Here is an 18,695-nt window from a genome sequence, read left to right on the forward strand (position 1 = left end):
CATTAGGAAGTTAACTGAATATCAAAATAACACTTATTTTCCTGATTATAGCTTTCGATGAGTAACATGCTTTTATGTGTTGAAAAAATATTTCTCAATACTTCATACGTATCCTTCTCATCTGTTAGCATCCCTTGAAAGGTATAACAAACTCGAAGAGCTGCAGGATCAAATGTAACAGTAAGTGAGTATTCATCATAACCCGAAATGGAATTATTCAACACATCACATACTTCTTTCGTCGTATGTAACAATTCCTCTTCAAATAAGCTGAAATCCCCGCTTTCACCATTTACTTTTCCATACAATTTCACCGGATGCTTCAACCAATTATATGTTAATAAGTACTCCGATAAATTCGGGGTTTTCAGGTTAGAGATTCTTGATTCTTCCCGTGATAGTTCAATTACTTCATTCATAATCTCTTTTGCCCGCTCAGTGCGGCCAAGTGATAGGTTTGCTTTAATAAGCTGTAGCTGGTTTAGCCAGTCATGCCTGGCGTGGCGCAAAAGATCGACAGTTGTCCATTTGTTTGACATCATCGCACTCCTAGCCTTTCCTTTTAATAGGGCTATACCTTACACCAACAAATTTAGCGCAGTACTTAATACTCTCACAAAGCAAAGAAAAAACTCTAACCAATCTGGTTAGAGTTTTCATCTCCCTCTTACGCTTCTTGCGCGATTGGGTAAACACTTACCTTTTTGCGGTCACGGCCATAACGTTCGAAACGTACAACTCCGTCTACCTTAGCAAATAGTGTGTCATCTCCGCCTTTACCTACGTTTGTACCAGGATAGATCTTAGTACCACGTTGACGGTAAAGAATTGAACCACCAGAAACGAATTGTCCATCAGCACGCTTAGCGCCTAGACGCTTAGACTGTGAGTCACGACCATTCTTTGTGCTACCTACCCCTTTTTTAGAGGCAAAGTATTGAAGGTTTAATTTAAGCATTCGTTGCACCTCCTTCATGTTCAGTCAATTTTATATACTCGCTGTATCCTTCTTCAATTGAAGCAAGGGATACAACCATGCCTTCCAAAAGCCACTGTGTTTTCTGATGTATAGAATCATTGAGATTACCCGGTACGGTTAACGTTAGAAAACCACCATCTTCATGAGTAGTCACTTCTGGCTCATAGCCGCAAAGCTTTTCTATCGCATTGATCGTACCGAACGACACCGCTGTAGCTGCTGCACAAACCAAGTCTTGGCCATGTGGAGCATAGTCAGCATGTCCTTCCATCGTAAACGAAAGTATGTCTTGATCTTTGTTCCTGTATATAGAAACTAGAATCATGAGAATTACCCGTTAATTTTTTCAATCACAACTTTTGTGTATGGTTGACGGTGTCCTTGCTTACGACGGTAGTTCTTCTTCGCCTTAAACTTGTAGACAACCACTTTTTCGCCACGGCCATGTTTTTCAACTGTTGCCGTAACTGTAGCACCTTCAACTAAAGGAGCTCCTACTTTCAAGCTATCTCCACCTACCATCAATACATCCTCGAATGTTACTGACGCTCCAGCTTCAACATCTAGTTTTTCAACATAGATCGCTTGACCTTCTTCAACTCGAACTTGCTTACCACCAGTTTGAATAATTGCGTACATCAACGTGCACCTCCTCTTATACTCAGACTCGCCATCCCAGGTGTATATAAAATACTTAAAACCTGGTCTGTGCGGTTGGAGCGGGTGCTCCAAACACTAACGAAAAAAGGATACCATGTTTGGCACCCTCATGTCAATGTGAATCTTTCAACATCCTGCTTCTTATTTCATCTATTTTTCCTGATTGTCTGACTGCCATTTCTCGGTTTGATGAACCGATAGTTACGATCACTTTAATGTCATGCTGTTTCTCTAATTGTTTCAGCTTGTCAGGATTCTTCTTCAACCATTCAGAAAAGTGTTGAGGCACTTCCATCCATAAAGCCTCATCATCTTCGTATGTGTATTCTTTCATTATACGATCCATCTCATAATAAAACGTTTCTGGGCGCAGGATATACCCATCCATCATATGGCGATCGAACCTAGTAGCAAGAGTCTCAAGTAATGAAGGTCTTTCTTTTTTTCTAGTCATCTCAAACAAGCCCATTTTCGTAAAACCATGCAAAATCATGGTAGTAGAATCATTCTTTAATGCGTCTCGCATAACCTTGTTGATTTGTTCTTTGTCTTCATTTGATTGCATCGTAATAAAATCAATTACGATCATGCCTGCAATATTACGTAATCGAAGCTGTTTCATTATTTCTTTTGCAGCTATCTTATTTGCCTCAACAACAGTCTTAGACCGATCTTTTTTTCCGGTGAACTTACCGGTATTTACATCAATCGCCGTCAGTGCTTCCGTCACATTAAAATAAAGTGAAGACCCATTCTTTAACCATACTAGCGGCGAAAGTGTTTTTTCAATGTCTGTGTCGATTCCAAATTTACGGAAAAGTGGCTCTTTTTCATTATACAGCTTAACAGAATATGGTTTTTGATAGGAAGCTGCATATTCTTTGACATGCTGATACGTTTCATAATCATCTACTATAATTTCTTCTACGTGATGATTAAGCCACCTCTCTAAAAGCGGATAAAAAAAATGAGGTTGTACGATTAGAGCAGGTGCTTTTTTACCATCTGAGTATTTTTGTACTTCATTCAATTGTCTTCTAAGACGTTTAAGCTCTTGATTCATTTCTCGCTCAGGAAAATCTTCGCAACCTGTGCGAATGATTAAGCCTTCTTGATCACTTGTAACAGAATTTCCCCAGTCTTGCAGCATCGCGCGCTGAGATTCTTTTATCTTTTTTGAAATTCCAACGTGAGGAGTGAATGGAAAATAGACGAGCAGATGGCCTGTAAACGAGATAAGAGCTGTTAATTTGGCACCTTTATCTCCAGTCTCTTCTTTAACGACTTGAACAAGTATCGATTCCCCTTCTTTTATAAGGCTTGAGATGGATACTTTCTTTTGTTCCTCGCCAGAAAGCTGTTGATAAATTGGCAAATCGTCTTTATGAAGAAAGCCGTTCTTGCTAGTTCCTATATCTACAAACACTGCTTGCATGCCAGGCAATACCTTTTGAACTTTTCCTTTATAGATGTTTCCTGTTAATGGACTTTTAGTCGGTCTATGCACTGCACATTCTATAAGTTTTTCATTCTCTATTAACGCTGTACGTTTCTCCATTCCTACTGCATTGATTAATACACGCTGCATTGTTCCATTCACGTCTCCCTGTTTTTCGCTCTGTATCCTATTCTAACGAAAAACTTTTCCGATTGCACACTCAGGAGAATGATTATGAAAATAAGCTTCTAAAAGTTGCTTTTCATTGATCGTTGTAAGATTAAAATTTTTAATGACGATAGAATGCGTAACTCCTTTTACCAAGTGATGAGTAACTTTTGAAAGCGACCATGTTGGAGGTACGATAATCGTACGGGTACCTTTTATGTTTGATTGCTGCATTCTGTTCAACAAGAACCGCATAAATACATAATGTCTGCTGCGCCATTCCAAAATATGAGCTAAGCCTAAGAAAAGACAGATTACCCAAAGGTTCAAATGTGAAGGTTGTAAAGAAAGCTGCCATGCGCTGCCGATTACCAACAAAGCACCAGAACCTATTAAAAATTTCTGTTGTGCATCTTTGTATGGGAGCCATTTCGATACAAGTGCAAATATTATCTTTCCACCATCGAGTGGCCAAATTGGAAGAAGGTTAAATAAAAATAGGGTTAGGTTTAAAAGAAAAAACCAATAAAAATCATCAGGAGAGATAAGGTTAGCTTGACTTAAGATATAGGCGACTCCCGTAAGCCAAATATGCTGTAACGGGCCAAGAACCGCTACCCAAACTTCTTCGTGAATCGGGCGTGTTCCATGTTCTTCAACTACGGCAGCGCCGCCGAAAGGAAGTAGATCTATTCTTGAAACTCTCCAATTAAAAAGACGGGCACCAGCAAAATGACCCATCTCATGAATAAGAACGACGAAAAACCATACGATAATCTCCCTAAAATGCCCCGTATAGACTGCACCGAAAATGACAACCCAAAAGGCAGGATTAATCTTTATTTTTCGTATGAATTCCACTATTATTTTAATCAATATCAATCACCTTGCTAGGATCTATAAAACTCTTGTCTTTTTTAATCGCAAAGTAAAATTTACCCGACTTCCCATCTTTACTTCCGGATACTTTACCCAATCGTGTACCGCTTTCTACATAATTGTATAGCTTTATGGATTTATCAATCTCTTTAAGTTCTCCATACCACGATTCTTGTTCATCCGAGTGTTGAATGATTACGGTATAACCCAAGTCTTCTTTTTTTCCAGCATAAACAATGTAACCACTTTTCGATGTTTCAACAGCTTCTTCTTTGCCCGTTTCTATCACGATTCCTTTGCCGTTCGTACTGAACGTCTCATACACCTTTCCATCTGCGGGAACAGCAAATACTTCACTGACTTCTTCCGTTTTCTTTTCTTTCTGTAGCTTATCTTTTGGAAATAAAGCTAATGGTTTTCCGAACTTATCTTCATACCAATCTTTTGCTGCCGCAAACTGAAACTCATCTTGATAGACGTGCTTGATAAACTTTTGTGCTTGTACGGTATGATCATTATTATTCTTAAAAGCGATTCCTACAATTAAGAATAAGATAATAGAAAACATGATCTGCATTAACATAGCATGACGGTTGAATAGAGGATGAGATTTTTCCGGTACGTCCCTGGATGGGATAACCGAGCTACTACTTTCTTTTGAACTGCCGTTCTTAGAAATATTACCGTACTTCTTCCGGATTTCATCTGCTCTATTTTTCATAACCGTTCCTCCATTTTTCTCATATATGTACATCCTATGACTTGTCCGTTGGAGATATGAGTAAATGGTCTAGAAGATTACTGCTTCAGATAAATCGTTATTGAGAGTAAGTTGATTTCCGCTCCAGGTTGCGCGCTTTCCATGGGGCGACCGGTGAGCCTCCTGCCGCTTCGCGCCCTTAGGAGTCTCCACCTGACCGCTCGTCCCATAGGAGTCGGCAACCTTCCGCTCCAATCAACTTGCAAATGTAGCAAAAAAAACAAAACTTCTTGAGTCAACTTGAATGGACGATATATAGTGCAACACCACTTTTCTAGCTTCTCATAGGGTATGCGAAAAGAAAGCTCTCTCTTGTGGGTTTGGGAGCACAGATGCTTTTCCACACCTAAATCCGAGATGGCTCAAGGTTTAAAAACAAGCATCCTGAAAAGTAAATCAGCATTTAGAAACAACAAAGCATGTGTTAAAAAGTTTTTAAAAAAACATCTTTGACAAGGTGATTGGAGTGTAAGGTGCGAGACTCCTGCGGGACGAGCGGTCAGGTGAGACACTTAGAGGCGCAAAGCGGCAAGTGGCTCACCGATCGCCCCGCGGAAAGCGAGCATCCTGAAATGGAAATCAACAGCTTTCAAAATCTACAGAGCAATAAAGCCAAGAAAAAAAGCATCAGCGCGAAGCCGATGCTTATTTCATACCTAATAATGTTTTGATCTTTCCAAAGAAACCTTTGTCTTCTTCTAAAGATAGAAGTGGAACAGACTCACCTAAAATTCTTCTAGCGATATTGCGGTACGCGATTGAAGCCTTCGAGTCAGGCTGTAACGCAACGGGTTCACCTTTGTTCGCAGCTTTGATCACGTTCTCATCGTCAATCACGACTCCAAGGAGTTCGATGGAAAGTACCGAGACGATCTCATCAACATCTAACATATCACCGTTCTTGGCAAGATGATTACGAAGACGATTCACAATAAGTTTAGGCGGTTCCATATCCTCTTGCTCTAATAGCCCGATAATGCGGTCAGCATCACGCATAGAAGCAGTTTCAGGGTTCGTTACAACAATTGATTTATCTGCACCTGCAATGGCATTCTTGAAACCTTGTTCAATACCTGCAGGACAGTCAATAATCACATAATCATAATCTTGCTTTAATTCCTGAACGATCTTTTTAACTTGTTCAGGGGTAATGGAAGATTTATCTTTTGTTTGAGCTGCTGGGAGCAGGTACAAACACTCAAAGCGCTTATCTTTTATTAATGCTTGTTTAAGCTTGCAGCGTTCTTCTGCAACATCAACAAGATCATAGATGATGCGATTCTCAAGTCCCATCAATACATCCAAGTTTCTCAACCCGATATCTGTATCTACAAGACAAACTTTTTTTCCAGAAAGAGCTAGAGCAGTACCTAAATTGGCAGAAGTCGTCGTTTTACCGACTCCACCTTTCCCAGACGTTATGACTATCGCTTCTCCCATGCTTCATTCCCCTTTCTATAGCAAACTGTTCAGTTTCGGTCTTAGTCGATGAACAGCACTGATTCGATCAATACGAATCTGTTTTTCTTCATTGGATATGTAAGCAAACTCCATCTCATTTCCTAGTTCGGGATAAGAGTCTGGCGCTCTATTAATATGGTGAGCAATCCTGAGTTGAGAAGGTTTCATTACGGATGCTGCAATGATCGCTTCTTCGTTGCCTTTCGTGCCGCAGTGAGCGATCCCTTTTAGCGAACCAAGAATATAAATGTTTCCTGTTGCCATAACTGTTGCTCCCGGATTAACGTCGCCAATCAGAAGCAGGTCTCCTTGAATATCAAGCACCTGACCTGATCTGACGACTTTTGAAACAGTTACAACTTGAGCATCTTTTCTCATCTCTTCGGCTTCAGCTTTCGTGATAACCTCTGATTCAATATGATCTAAGTTAAGATTTTCTTTTTGTTTAAGAACTTCTATTAATTTCTCTTTTTGTTCAGCTGTCAAATAACGATTCCCTGCTTTTACTTTAACGGATATGACAGGGCCGTTTAACATCTGGCTGCTTCCGGCGGTTAATTTATCATTAAGCTCCTCGACTAATAGATCGAAGGAACACTTATCATCCAACAATAAAACGAGGCCGTCTTTTGTTCCTTTAATTGTAACGTTGTGCTGGAGTTTTTGTACCATTGCCATTGTTCACCTCAACGTACTAACATTCGACAGCTAGGTCTAAATTCCTCTTTGCAGAAGTTAGTTTTCTTTTAGAGTATCCTTTATTTGGTTCAACTGCTTTACAAACGGATAATAAATGAGTATCGCAAAGAAACCGTTTAAGATGAGGGTAGGCAACAATCTTTTATACAGGAATACATCTAACATCTGAGTACTAATCCCTATAAGACTGTTCAAACCGTATACAAAAAACTCTAAAATGGAAACCCCTACTACGGACAGAAGCAAAGTCACGATCAAGTTCCCAAATAAATATCTTGAAAAAATTGATGTAATGTATGCTGTAGCAGCCATTGAAAACAAATACACACCAATGATGTCTGTATACAAAAGGTCAGTTAGCAGACCGAAAGCAAGACCATACAAAAGTCCGTATGTCGTGTTTACATATATGGCAACAAACAAGATTAATACCATTGAAAAACGAGGAACCAGCTGCCAATCCATACTATTATCCTGAGGCAAGAAAGCTTGTACTAAAGAGCTTTCACTTATAAAAGCTAAATAGATAAGAAAAGGAAGAAAGACTTTTTTCATCATTCTTCCTCCTTTTCTCTTAAACTTTCATCCACTGCAGGCATTTCACGTTCAAGCACCATCACATGATCAATATCATAAAGATCTGCTGAAGGCTTTAAATAAGCCGTTTGCGTTAGGCCAACTTCATCTGGTTCAATATCAATAACTTCTCCGATGAGCAGGTTGGGCGGAAAGACATCCCCAAGACCAGAAGTAATGACCTTTTGGCCTTTCTTGATCTTTGCATCTACAGGTATCTTTTTAAACACTAACGCCTGTTTTTTTGCATCATAACCTTCGATCGTTCCAAAGATATTCTTCTCACCTTGAACGATGGCAGAGAAACGATTCGTACGATCATTATCACTGATCAACTGAACCGTTGATTGGAACAAGGACACATTTGTAACTTTTCCAATAAATCCTTGCGGTGAAATGACTGCCATCTTTGGTTTAATACCATCTTTTTCCCCTTTATTAATGTAAATAAATTGATTCCATTGGTCAGGGGAACGGCCGATCACAGTCGCTTCTCTCACTTTAAAATCGGTGAGATCTTCTTCTTTGTCTAATTGTGCTTTAAGTGTTTCGTTTGTTTTTTTAGCTTCCTCATACTGTACATAAAGTTTTGCGTACTCATCTAACCTAGCTTTTAACATTTGATTCTCTTTGTAGAGCTGCTTCATTTCAGCTAAATTCTCAAAGAAACCCGCTAGTGTATTAGCGGGTTTATAGAAAATCGTTTGTGTTAGTCCTGCAGAATCTTTTAAAAACTGTTCAGGTAAGGTTAGGCTTTCCCTTTTTTTCATCGAAAAACCAATCAGAGCTACTAGAATAATAATACTGACTAATAGAATGATAAGGCGTTTATTCGAAAAAAAATGTGGCATGAAAATACACCTACTTACTTGGATTTAGATCTAGAAGTTATACCAGCCTTGGATTTAAAAAGGTGCAGGTTTTCAAGCGCACGGCCAGTCCCAACTGCTACACAATCCAACGCGTTCTCAGCCACGATAACAGGCATCTTCGTCTCTTCACTGATTACTTTATCCAAGTTTCTTAATAAAGCACCTCCACCAGTTAGAACAATACCACGATCCATAATGTCAGCAGCAAGTTCAGGTGGTGTTTTCTCAAGAGTTACTTTAACAGCATCCATGATGCTATTAACAGTATCACGCAACGCACTGGAAACTTCTTCCGCCGTAATCGTAATCGTTTTTGGAAGACCTGTCAACAAATCTCTACCGCGGATGTCCATATCCTCGATACCATCAGGCGCACCAGCTGAACCGACTTCTAGTTTAAGTGTTTCAGCTGTTCTTTCACCAATCATAAGATTATAAGTCTTCTTAATATATGCGATGATTGCGTCATCCATTTCATCACCAGCAATTCGGATTGACTGGCTTGTAACAATTCCACCTAGTGAAATAATTGCAACTTCAGTCGTACCTCCACCGATATCAACGACCATGCTTCCTGTTGGCTCCCATACAGGAAGATCTGCACCAATTGCTGCAGCAAAAGGTTCTTCAATCGTATAAGCTTCACGAGCCCCGGCTTGTTTAGTCGCATCTTCTACAGCTCGTTTTTCAACTGCAGTAATTCCTGATGGTACGCAGACCATCACATAAGGTTTACGTGCGAAAACAGAGCGGTTTTTTTGGGCTTGCTGAATAAAATATTTCATCATTGTAGCTGTTGTTTCAAAATCAGCAATAACTCCATCTTTCATTGGTCGTACGGCAACGATATTACCAGGAGTACGTCCAATCATATTCTTAGCAGCATTACCTACTGCTTCAATTGAACCTGTGTCAGTACGCAAAGCAACAACGGAAGGTTCACGCACAACAACACCCTTGCCCTTCACGTAAACAAGTGTGTTTGCAGTTCCTAAATCAATTCCTAAATCTCTTGAAAATCCACCAAACATTTATGTAGACTCCTTTCATCAAGCAAAACTCATAAGTTTGATTATACGCTAAAAAAGAAACAAAAGACAATGTTAAACATATCCTTTTTCTTTTAAACTTACGTATCTTTGATCACCGATTATGATGTGATCTAACACTTCAATTCCCAACATCTTTCCGCACTCTACTAATCTTTTTGTTACTTCAATATCTTCCCTGCTAGGAGCAGGATCACCGCTCGGATGATTATGAAAGCAGATGATTGAAGCACTAGAGCGTTTAAAGCCTTCTTTAAATACTTCTCGTGGATGTACAATAGAGGTATTCAGACTTCCTATAAATACTGTTTTTTTATAAAGCACTTGATTTTTAGTGTTTAAATACAAACAAACGAAGTGTTCTTGCTGTAAAAAACGCAGTTCATCCATTAGATATCGAGCTCCATCTTCAGGTGAACGTATCGTGTACCTTTCTTCAAACTGAAGACGGCTGATACGTTTTCCAAGCTCGATAGCAGCCATCAGTTCCACTGCTTTTGCAGATCCTATACCGTTGATCTCTTTCAATTCACCAATTGTTGCTTCTTTTAGCTGCCTTAATCCTTCAAATTGCTGAATGATATGATGGGCAAGCTGGATAGCCGACATTTGCTTCGTACCCGTTCTTAAAAGAATAGCTAACAATTCATAGTTGGAGAGCGCTTCAGGACCATCATTTAAAAGTCTTTCTCGCGGCCTCTCCTGTAATGGGTAATCTTTTATCATAAGCGGCTTTGTGACCACTTACGTCCCCCCTATTATTCAGTCTTCGTGACTGACTCGGTGAATGAAAATCCGAAATCTTTTAGTGATCGAACCACCTTAGAAATCGGTAAACCTACAACATTGAAGTAATCACCATCGATTTTTTCAACTAATAGCGATCCAGACCCTTGGATTCCATAACTGCCAGCTTTATCAAATGGTTCACCGGTGTTTAAATACCAATCAATCGTATTTTCATCTAAAGTGTAGAAAGTAACACTTGTCTTAACAGAGAAAATCACTTTTTTTGTTTGATCTATTAAACAGACTCCCGTGTAAACATCATGTGTTTGACCTGAGAGCATCCTTAACATTTCGGCAGCTTCAATCCGATCCTTCGGTTTGCCAAGACGATTATTCTGATAAGATACAATTGTATCTGCACCTAAGACCACACAATCTGGTTTTTGAGTAAAAATGTCAGCAGCTTTCTGTTCAGCCAGTGATTCAACCAATCGACTTGGAGTAAGGGAAAGATCCATTTTTTCTTCAAGTGTACTTGGATACGTTTCAAATGGAAGAAGCGTTAATGACAGAAGTTCATATCTTCGAGGTGAAGCAGAGGCTAATATGAGGCGTTTCATGTAATCACCTTTCATCTAATTCTTTGGTGTATAGTTACGTACAGATTTACAATAGCAAACTTGTTAAAATTAGACAAATTACGCCGAAAAACATACTTCTATTAGTTTTTCGGTTCTTTACCGGATTTTATGTGGGCAAATGATTAAATTCATTGACGAATTCCGACAAAATTCTTAAAAGCTATCAATCAACACATTACGTTTTACACGATCACACCCAAACTTGTCAGACACTAAAAAAGGTATGACTCAAGAATTGAGGCATACCTAATTTTTTTAGTTTCTTTTCTTCTATTTTTAAATATTGTTGCTTTCAAAGCCGTGTCTCCTTTGACAGGTGAGACACTTAAGAGTGAAACGTACGGATGTGGCCCACCGCCTGCCCCACGGAAAACGAACAACTGGAAAGGAAATTAACTCCTCCCAAAAGCAACAAAGTTTATGGAAACAGCCCTTTTATTTTAATGTTTCAAGTAGCTTCGTGTATGACTGCAGGCTATCCATTACTTTTTGCTGAAAAGCCCAGTTCAGTTCTCCCTTTTTTGAATCCTTTAACGCCAGAAAAGCACCTTCAAGCTGCTTTTCAAAATCTGATGCTGCTTTCGTTGTACTTTCACTCCACTTGCCTTTTTGCCCTTTTCCATACTCTTTCCACTTATTAAAATCACTAAGTGTCCGATCAAGACCAGACCCACTTGCTTCTGGCATCTGAGAAAGGGTGAGTGTATTTTGAAGTAGAATCTGACCATTCGTAAAATAGGTTTCATCTAGCTTTGTTGGTGTTTTTAATTGATCGAATGAAAAAGAGAGCGATTTAAAGAGTGGCTTATCCATTTCTTTTTGATAAGCTTCATTAAATTTATCTAATTGATGCTTCTCATTTCCAATGCCAACGATAACAGAATACTTCTCTTCAGATTTAAAAACAACTGCTGAGAATCCTTTCTCTTCTATGGATTTTACAACACTTTCAGCTCGATCCTTTGAAGAGAAGACCCCCGCTTGCAGTGCGGAAAAATCTAATTTGATCGGTCTAATCGTTACAGATTTACTAGAATCAGCTATTTTTTCTGTAGCAACTGCTGATGTTTCGGTCACTTTATCTCCAGCTTCCGTGATATCGGAAGAGAATACCGTTAAGACTAATATCCCTAATATGGTTCCCGTAACGATAGCCCCCATTATTGCTGCAACAATTTGCTTAGGAAAGCCTTTCCCACTGTTCGGAACAAGGAAGCTTGTCCTCTTGTTTATCACATGTCCGTTCTTTCTTTTGAAAAAGTTTTCACGTTTCTTGAGAGAAGTTGCCAGGATCGTATATCCTCCTCTGTTCACTTCCTCGATGGCAGCAGCAACCTCATCATTATGAACGGGTTGCTCGTTAACAGGTGTTTGGTCTTCACTATAGTTCGTTTCTTTACCATTGATCAAGATGGATATCTCTTGTTTCATTTCATCCGCTCCTCTCTATCATCTACTAAAACATATGCTTTTTTCGTTTTAATAGAACAAGAAAAAGGTAGGAACATAAAAAAATCTAGGGGTTATACTCCCTAGATCCTTTAACCGATATAAGCGGCAACTTTATTTCTTCCTTGTTGCTTTGCACCTGTATACATGGCACGATCTGCGTTTCTTACTAATGTGAGTGCATCTTCCCCTTGATGAGGAGCAGTTGCAACACCGATACTTGCAGTTATATAGATAGTATGTCTACATTGGTCGGTGAGGTCATTATGTATATCGAATCCTTGATCTGAAATAACAGAACGAAGCTGTTCAGCTAATTGGATACCAGCTCTATCTCCTGATTCAGGCAGCAAGATGATAAACTCTTCTCCACCATATCTTGCAACTGTTCCTCGATCACCGATAAATTCTTCTAGCCTTCTTGCTAAGAGGATCAATACTTCATTTCCACTTTGATGACCATATGTATCATTTACTTTTTTGAAGTGATCGATATCCAATAAGATAATTGAGAACTGCTTTCTAAAATATTCATAGTTTTGGTACATTTCGGTTAGAATGTTCTCGAAATATCGGTAGTTATATAAACCCGTTAAAGGACATTGCTCACTTTTTAACTTAGTGGATTCGTAGTTTCTTGCATTATCGATCGCTACTGCTAAATAGTTTGCTAAGATCTCAAGTATGATAAGGTGATGCTTCTGAAATGCGTGTTTTTCTTTTGATGCAAAGGTGATAATACCAACGATCTTTTGATTTCTGATCATAGGCACTGATAGTACAGATTGTGCTTTTCCTTGAAAGAAAGTATCCGATATCTTTCGCCATGGCTTCAATTTGCTATAACGTATACTTTTTCCTGTAGACCATACTCTCCCACTGATCGCTTCATGCTTCTTAATAGGAACTGTGGTGAGAATACCTTCTTCACTTTCGTATTGACGTATGATCTTTAGATTTTCCCCCGCATCTGCATCATATATAAATGCAAAATCAACATTCATAAAACCGATTAGTCTTTCTATAAAAACATCTAGTATATGGTTTACCTTCAAATGTTCAGAAAGCTGCTGTCCGATCTCACTCGCTTTTTGAAGAGCATCGTTAATCTGTTGACTAACATGATAGAGATTAATAATGATAGATAATGAAAGAAATGGTAGACCGACATAGAAGATTCCAGGCCGCCCCAGTTGAGAGTATAGAACATATAACATGAGACCCACAGGAATAGCTAGAACTTCTGATACGAAGTCCCAAACTGCATCACGCTCAAAAAAAGCAACATCTTCTTCGTATAGTACTTTTACGATGAAGTAAAGACCAACGTGATTTAAGACTAATCCCGTTAATACATAAGCGACTACAGGGATCAGATTAATAGATTCATCTCCTGCAAACGGTCCCACTTCACCTCCTAAGAGATGAAAGACAGTGCTTTCGCAGATAATTAACCACGAAAACATGAGGGTGTTCGCCATATATCTGTAATATTCTTTTATAACATGAAGTTTCAATGAGATAAACATCGCGATTAACGCTAAGAGTGTTACATATAAGGCAACTGTTAATCCGTAATATAAGAATACGGCTAGATTGATACCTGACATAAAAGAGATGTTCGTATCCATTACTTTAATAGGGAAACAAGATACAACGATCGCTAAAAAGCTTATAATACCAAGATCGATTACATTGATATCAGGCTGATTACTCGTCATCTGAACAGCCGTCCAAATCGCGAGTGGGAATAAGAAAATCCAAGCCACTGTAAGAATCATACGTTTTTTTCTATTTGCCATACGAGTCGCCACCACCTTGTCCCCCTTCCAAATAAGAAATGTTTAAAATACACATCTTTTTTACTAGGACAAATTCATTATCTTTTATTTTATCAAAAGTTCTAAAAATTACAATAAATGTTATTCCAAATTTATAAATGTTTTTCTGATTTCTGAAATAAAGTATAGCGATCCTGTAATAACGAGAACATCATCTTCCTGTAATTGCTCTTGTAGATGTCGCAATGCTTCTCTCCAAGAAGAGATGCTATATGAATTTTCCAATGGACTTTCTCTCAATAATTGTTCTGCAGATGCTGCTCTTGGAAAATCAAAGGAAGTAAAACATGCTTCGTAAACGACACTGACTAAGTCCTGCAACATCGTTGCATACGCCTTATCCTCTAAAGCCGCAAACAAAAGAAAGATTCGCTTTTCTCCATAATGATTGTTCAGAGTTTGTTTAAGAGCAGCAACACCTTGTTCGTTATGAGCTCCGTCAATGATTATATCGGGTGAATGTGATACTTTTTCAAATCTTCCAGCCCAATTTGCTTTACGAAGTCCATCCGTTATCGTAGAGAGCGAAACTTCGAATCTATGAGCTCTTGTTAAGAACCTAACAGCTGCAACCGCTAATCCTGCATTCTTGATCTGGTGCGTTCCCATCATAGAAATCTCCAGTTCAATACCTCTATGATCTTCAGAATCTGTATAAAGAAATCTTTCCCCACTATGTGCACTCTCAAGGTGCACAACAGAAAAATCACGATCTAAAAAGTAGTTCTCTGCATTCATTTCCTTCGCTTTACGATCGATTACTTCACGTGCTTCAGTTTGGTCTGCTGTTGTAATAACGGGTACATCCTGCTTGATGATCCCAGCCTTTTGAAAGGCTATCTCCTTAAGCGTTTCACCGAGTATGCCCATATGATCAAACCCTATATTTGTGATGAGGCTTAGAATAGGCGTTATCACGTTAGTAGAATCGTATAGACCTCCAAGTCCCGTTTCGTATACAACGATATCAGGTTGTTTATCAGCGAAATAAAGCAGTGAAATCACGGTAATCACTTCAAACTCAGTAGGGCTACCTAAATCCGTTATAACAACTTCTTCAACGAGCGGTTTTACAATCCTTGCATAATGAAGCAACTCTTCATCTGAAATAGGGATTCTGTTCAGCGATACTCTCTCATTGAAGGAAATGAGATAAGGAGATGTAAATGTACCTACTGAATAATCCGCTTCATTCATGATACTTCTTATATATTCTACAGTTGAACCCTTACCGTTCGTGCCTGCAATATGTATACACGTTATCTTCTTTTCCGGATTGCCTGTTCGTTCTAGGAGCCATTCCACTCGTTTCAAGCCTGGTTTGATTCCAAATTTCAACAAGCTATGAATCCACTCTAGAGCTTCCTTGTAAGAATTCAAGTTAATTCCGCCTTTCTAATCATAAAGAAGGCGAATCCCTGCTAAAATAAGGATTCGCCTCATATTGATGATGGTTAGCTTTGAAGTTCTTTAATACGTGCCAATACGTTATCATATTTCTCTTGATAATCCGCTTCTTTTGCACGCTCTTCTTCTATTACCTTTTCAGGTGCCTTCTTCATAAATCCTTCATTGCTTAATTTTTTCTGTACGCGCTCTACTTCTTTCGCGTATTTTTCTGCTTCTTTTTCAAGTCTTTTAATTTCTTCATCAATATTTAATAACCCTTCAAGTGGAAGGTACATTTCTAAACCTGTTAAAATCGTGCTCATGCTCTTCTCAGGTGCTGAGATCTCATCTGAGATGATGAGTTCACCAGGGTTACAGAAACGAACTAAATAGTGACGATTTGATTCAAGAGCTGTAAGAATTTCTTTATTTTTTGGTTTGATCTGCAGTTCGATCGGCTTACTAGGTGCAACGTTCATTTCAGAACGAATGTTACGAACTGAACGGATCACTTCAGTAATTAGCGCAAATTCTTTTGCTGCTTCAGGGAAATGAAGGTCTTCGCGCTTTTCTGGCCAAGCAGCAATCGTGATCGATTCACCTTTATGAGGCAAGTGCTGCCAGATTTCTTCTGTAATAAATGGCATGAAAGGATGAAGCAATCTTAACGTTTGGTCTAACACGTGAGCTAGAACAGAACGAGTTGTTTTCTTCGCTTCCTCGTCTTCCCCATAGAGTGGAAGTTTCGCCATTTCAATGTACCAATCACATAGGTCATCCCAGATAAAGTTATATAGCAGGCGTCCCACTTCACCGAATTCGTAAGCATCGATCAAACATGTGATACCTTCTGTCGTCTCATTTAATCGAGTCAGAATCCATTGATCTGCTAACGATTTTTTTCCGCTTAGATCAATCTCATCGTATTGCATGCCATCCATGTTCATCAATGCGAAACGAGATGCGTTCCAGATCTTATTAGCAAAGTTCCAAGTAGACTCTACTTTTTCCCAATAAAAACGAAGGTCGTTTCCTGGTGAACTTCCTGTAGATAAGAAGAAACGCAATGCATCCGCGCCATACTTCTCGATAACATCCATCGGGTCAACACCATTGCCGAGTGATTTACTCATCTTTCTTCCTTCGGAGTCACGAACGAGACCGTGAATCAGTACATCATTAAACGGCTTTTGTTCCGTAAACTCGATCGATTGGAAGACCATTCTTGAAACCCAGAACGTAATGATATCGTAACCTGTTACGAGTACGTTCCCTGGGAAGTAGCGCTTGTAATCAGCCGCTTCCTCATCAGGCCAACCCATCGTTGAGAACGGCCATAGAGCAGATGAGAACCACGTGTCTAGAACATCTGTATCCTGCTCCCAATTTTCCGGATCTTTCGGTTCTGTCTTACCAACATAGATCTCTCCCGTTTCTTTGTGGAACCATGCAGGGATTCGGTGACCCCACCAAAGTTGACGAGAGATACACCAGTCACGAATGTTTTCTATCCAACGCATATACGTATTCTCGAAACGATCAGGAACAAAGTTGATCTTATCTTCACCTTTTTGAAGCTTGATCGCTTCATCTGCTAACGGCTGCATCTTAACAAACCATTGTGTTGAAAGATATGGTTCAACAACTGCTCCACTACGCTCAGAGTGACCAACAGAATGAATATGCTCTTCGATCTTGAACAATACACCTTGCTCCTGAAGATCTTTAACAATCTGCTTTCTACACTCAAACCGGTCTAGTCCTTGGTAAGCACCAGCATTGTCGTTCATCTGACCGCCTTCATCCATTACAAGGATACGCTCAAGGTTGTGTCTGTTTCCGATTTCAAAGTCATTCGGATCATGCGCAGGTGTAATTTTTACAGCGCCTGAACCAAATTCCATATCAACATAATCATCTCCAACAATTTCGATCTCACGTCCAACGATTGGCAGAATCGCTTTCTTACCTATTAGATGCTGATAACGCTCATCTTTTGGATGTACAGCGATCGCTGTATCACCAAGCATTGTCTCAGGACGAGTTGTAGCTACTTCGATATGTCCAGACCCATCTGCTAGTGGATATTTCATATGATAGAACGCACCTTGAACATCTTGGTGGATAACTTCAATATCAGAAAGAGCAGTTTTCGTCTTCGGATCCCAGTTGATGATATATTCACCGCGGTAGATTAAGCCTTTTTCATAAAGCGTAACGAAAACTTCTTTAACAGCTTCAGACAATCCCTCATCTAAAGTGAACCGTTCACGAGAATAATCTAAACCGAGTCCTAGTTTTGCCCATTGCTTACGAATGAACTCTGCATACTCTTCTTTCCATTCCCAAGACTTCTCTAAGAACTTTTCACGGCCTAAGTCGTATCGAGATATCCCTTCTTCACGAAGCTTCCCTTCTACTTTCGCTTGTGTTGCAATACCAGCATGGTCCATCCCAGGCAGCCATAGAACATCGAATCCTTGCATACGTTTTGTACGCGTTAAGATATCTTGGAGCGTTGTGTCCCATGCATGGCCGAGGTGTAGTTTTCCTGTTACGTTAGGAGGTGGGATTACAATCGTATACGGCTGTTTCCCTTCCTCACTCTTTGCTTCAAAAAATTTGCCTTTTAACCAAAAATCATAACGATTTTCTTCTGTAGCCTTCGGATCGTATTTCGTTGGCATCGTCAGTTCTTTCTGTTCGTTCGTCATTCTATTCTCCTCCTTTATTTCTAAAAAACAAAAAAGCCCTCTCGTCAAAAAGGACGAAAGGACTCCGCGGTACCACCTTTATTTACGGCAAGTCTAAATAAACTTGCTGTACACTCATGAATAACGGATGGACCGTCTTCTCTTACTTCTAGTTTCAGAGAAGATGCTCAAGGGCGACTTCCAACTAACTATCCTTAAGGATTCTTTCAGCAGATGAATCCTCTCTCTAAAAGGTGTTATGTTGTACTATTCCCTGTCTACGCGACAATATAGAATCTGAATATATTTTATACAACTTATCTGTTTTTAGTCAATAGTATTGCCGTAACTTGTAAAAGTTATTCTATGCTTTTGACACTTCTATCGTGACAGCCTGTCTTTCACATTAATC

At 39.3% G+C, this 18,695-nt stretch carries 18 protein-coding genes and 2 other annotated features; all 18 genes read right to left on the reverse strand.

Annotated features, from left to right (window positions below; translation table 11 throughout):
- Window positions 1-2 precede the first annotated feature (2 nt).
- The 18 genes from HU823_RS15510 to HU823_RS15595 all read right to left on the reverse strand — a co-directional run bounded on the left by HU823_RS15510 (window position 3) and on the right by HU823_RS15595 (window position 18,304).
- Window positions 3-539 carry a Spo0B domain-containing protein gene (locus HU823_RS15510; protein ID WP_171005400.1) on the reverse strand — a complete coding sequence of 179 codons (537 nt, stop codon included), beginning with the start codon at window positions 537-539 and terminating at the stop codon, window positions 3-5.
- Window positions 540-667: 128 nt separating this feature from the next.
- Window positions 668-958: a 50S ribosomal protein L27 gene (rpmA, locus tag HU823_RS15515; RefSeq protein ID WP_066239506.1), complete on the reverse strand. Its 291-nt coding sequence runs from the start codon at window positions 956-958 to the stop codon at window positions 668-670.
- Window positions 951-1,304 (reverse strand): ribosomal-processing cysteine protease Prp, encoded by a 354-nt coding sequence (locus HU823_RS15520; protein WP_197222637.1) that lies wholly within the window; start codon window positions 1,302-1,304, stop codon window positions 951-953. The genes rpmA and HU823_RS15520 overlap by 8 nt, the downstream gene beginning before the upstream one ends.
- A gap of 5 nt (window positions 1,305-1,309) precedes the next feature.
- On the reverse strand, window positions 1,310-1,618 hold the full coding sequence (gene rplU, locus HU823_RS15525; protein WP_066396525.1) for a 50S ribosomal protein L21: 309 nt from the start codon (window positions 1,616-1,618) through the stop codon (window positions 1,310-1,312).
- A gap of 14 nt (window positions 1,619-1,632) precedes the next feature.
- Window positions 1,633-1,705: a sequence feature (ribosomal protein L21 leader region), on the reverse strand.
- 46 nt (window positions 1,706-1,751) lie between these two features.
- A complete protein-coding gene (locus HU823_RS15530) occupies window positions 1,752-3,227 on the reverse strand; it encodes an Rne/Rng family ribonuclease (RefSeq protein ID WP_197222638.1) in 1,476 nt (491 codons plus the stop codon).
- A 42-nt stretch (window positions 3,228-3,269) separates the two neighbouring features.
- Entirely contained in the window at window positions 3,270-4,121 is an 852-nt protein-coding gene (locus HU823_RS15535) for a site-2 protease family protein (protein ID WP_197222639.1), read from the reverse strand.
- Complete coding sequence (locus HU823_RS15540) at window positions 4,114-4,845, reverse strand: M23 family metallopeptidase (RefSeq protein ID WP_186320468.1); 732 nt, start codon at window positions 4,843-4,845, stop codon at window positions 4,114-4,116. Before HU823_RS15540 ends, HU823_RS15535 begins: the two co-directional genes overlap by 8 nt.
- Before the next feature lie 684 nt (window positions 4,846-5,529).
- Window positions 5,530-6,324, reverse strand: coding sequence for a septum site-determining protein MinD (gene minD / locus HU823_RS15545; protein ID WP_066396533.1), 795 nt, complete (start codon window positions 6,322-6,324; stop codon window positions 5,530-5,532).
- 15 nt (window positions 6,325-6,339) lie between these two features.
- Window positions 6,340-7,017, reverse strand: a complete 678-nt coding sequence (minC, locus tag HU823_RS15550; RefSeq protein WP_144698802.1) for a septum site-determining protein MinC — start codon at window positions 7,015-7,017, stop codon at window positions 6,340-6,342.
- Between the two features lie 63 nt (window positions 7,018-7,080).
- Entirely contained in the window at window positions 7,081-7,599 is a 519-nt protein-coding gene (mreD, locus tag HU823_RS15555; protein WP_191751844.1) for a rod shape-determining protein MreD, read from the reverse strand.
- Window positions 7,599-8,471 (reverse strand): rod shape-determining protein MreC, encoded by an 873-nt coding sequence (gene mreC / locus HU823_RS15560; RefSeq protein ID WP_066396538.1) that lies wholly within the window; start codon window positions 8,469-8,471, stop codon window positions 7,599-7,601. The genes mreD and mreC overlap by 1 nt, the downstream gene beginning before the upstream one ends.
- A gap of 14 nt (window positions 8,472-8,485) precedes the next feature.
- Window positions 8,486-9,523 (reverse strand): rod shape-determining protein, encoded by a 1,038-nt coding sequence (locus tag HU823_RS15565; protein WP_137788747.1) that lies wholly within the window; start codon window positions 9,521-9,523, stop codon window positions 8,486-8,488.
- Window positions 9,524-9,595: 72 nt separating this feature from the next.
- The gene (gene radC / locus HU823_RS15570; protein ID WP_144703339.1) at window positions 9,596-10,267 is read right to left on the reverse strand and encodes a RadC family protein; all 672 of its coding nucleotides are present in this window, start codon (window positions 10,265-10,267) and stop codon (window positions 9,596-9,598) included.
- 32 nt (window positions 10,268-10,299) lie between these two features.
- Entirely contained in the window at window positions 10,300-10,890 is a 591-nt protein-coding gene (locus tag HU823_RS15575; RefSeq protein ID WP_197222640.1) for a Maf family protein, read from the reverse strand.
- Window positions 10,891-11,346: 456 nt separating this feature from the next.
- Window positions 11,347-12,342 (reverse strand): SPOR domain-containing protein, encoded by a 996-nt coding sequence (locus HU823_RS15580; protein WP_144698796.1) that lies wholly within the window; start codon window positions 12,340-12,342, stop codon window positions 11,347-11,349.
- A 110-nt stretch (window positions 12,343-12,452) separates the two neighbouring features.
- Window positions 12,453-14,162 (reverse strand): GGDEF domain-containing protein, encoded by a 1,710-nt coding sequence (locus HU823_RS15585; protein ID WP_144698794.1) that lies wholly within the window; start codon window positions 14,160-14,162, stop codon window positions 12,453-12,455.
- A gap of 120 nt (window positions 14,163-14,282) precedes the next feature.
- The gene (locus HU823_RS15590; RefSeq protein ID WP_197222858.1) at window positions 14,283-15,587 is read right to left on the reverse strand and encodes a bifunctional folylpolyglutamate synthase/dihydrofolate synthase; all 1,305 of its coding nucleotides are present in this window, start codon (window positions 15,585-15,587) and stop codon (window positions 14,283-14,285) included.
- 68 nt (window positions 15,588-15,655) lie between these two features.
- Window positions 15,656-18,304, reverse strand: a complete 2,649-nt coding sequence (locus HU823_RS15595) for a valine--tRNA ligase (RefSeq protein WP_197222641.1) — start codon at window positions 18,302-18,304, stop codon at window positions 15,656-15,658.
- A 46-nt stretch (window positions 18,305-18,350) separates the two neighbouring features.
- Window positions 18,351-18,573, reverse strand: a binding site (T-box leader).
- Between the last annotated feature and the right edge of the window lie 122 nt (window positions 18,574-18,695).

The sequence above is a fragment of the Fictibacillus sp. 18YEL24 genome, from assembly GCF_015903855.1.
Lineage (GTDB): Bacteria > Bacillota > Bacilli > Bacillales > Fictibacillaceae > Fictibacillus > Fictibacillus phosphorivorans_C.

Excerpts from the sequence above, each read along its gene's own strand:
- HU823_RS15565 (WP_137788747.1), bottom strand. The coding sequence starts at position 9,523 with ATGTTTGGTGGATTTTCAAGAGATTTAGGAATTGATTTAGGAACTGCA.
- HU823_RS15585 (WP_144698794.1), bottom strand. The coding sequence starts at position 14,162 with ATGGCAAATAGAAAAAAACGTATGATTCTTACAGTGGCTTGGATTTTC.
- minC (WP_144698802.1), bottom strand. The coding sequence starts at position 7,017 with ATGGTACAAAAACTCCAGCACAACGTTACAATTAAAGGAACAAAAGAC.
- HU823_RS15595 (WP_197222641.1), bottom strand. The coding sequence starts at position 18,304 with ATGACGAACGAACAGAAAGAACTGACGATGCCAACGAAATACGATCCG.
- mreC (WP_066396538.1), bottom strand. The coding sequence starts at position 8,471 with ATGCCACATTTTTTTTCGAATAAACGCCTTATCATTCTATTAGTCAGT.
- HU823_RS15580 (WP_144698796.1), bottom strand. The coding sequence starts at position 12,342 with ATGAAACAAGAGATATCCATCTTGATCAATGGTAAAGAAACGAACTAT.
- HU823_RS15520 (WP_197222637.1), bottom strand. The coding sequence starts at position 1,304 with ATGATTCTAGTTTCTATATACAGGAACAAAGATCAAGACATACTTTCG.
- minD (WP_066396533.1), bottom strand. The coding sequence starts at position 6,324 with ATGGGAGAAGCGATAGTCATAACGTCTGGGAAAGGTGGAGTCGGTAAA.
- rplU (WP_066396525.1), bottom strand. The coding sequence starts at position 1,618 with ATGTACGCAATTATTCAAACTGGTGGTAAGCAAGTTCGAGTTGAAGAA.
- rpmA (WP_066239506.1), bottom strand. The coding sequence starts at position 958 with ATGCTTAAATTAAACCTTCAATACTTTGCCTCTAAAAAAGGGGTAGGT.
- HU823_RS15540 (WP_186320468.1), bottom strand. The coding sequence starts at position 4,845 with ATGAAAAATAGAGCAGATGAAATCCGGAAGAAGTACGGTAATATTTCT.
- HU823_RS15530 (WP_197222638.1), bottom strand. The coding sequence starts at position 3,227 with ATGCAGCGTGTATTAATCAATGCAGTAGGAATGGAGAAACGTACAGCG.
- HU823_RS15575 (WP_197222640.1), bottom strand. The coding sequence starts at position 10,890 with ATGAAACGCCTCATATTAGCCTCTGCTTCACCTCGAAGATATGAACTT.
- radC (WP_144703339.1), bottom strand. The coding sequence starts at position 10,267 with ATGATAAAAGATTACCCATTACAGGAGAGGCCGCGAGAAAGACTTTTA.
- HU823_RS15510 (WP_171005400.1), bottom strand. The coding sequence starts at position 539 with ATGTCAAACAAATGGACAACTGTCGATCTTTTGCGCCACGCCAGGCAT.
- mreD (WP_191751844.1), bottom strand. The coding sequence starts at position 7,599 with ATGAAAAAAGTCTTTCTTCCTTTTCTTATCTATTTAGCTTTTATAAGT.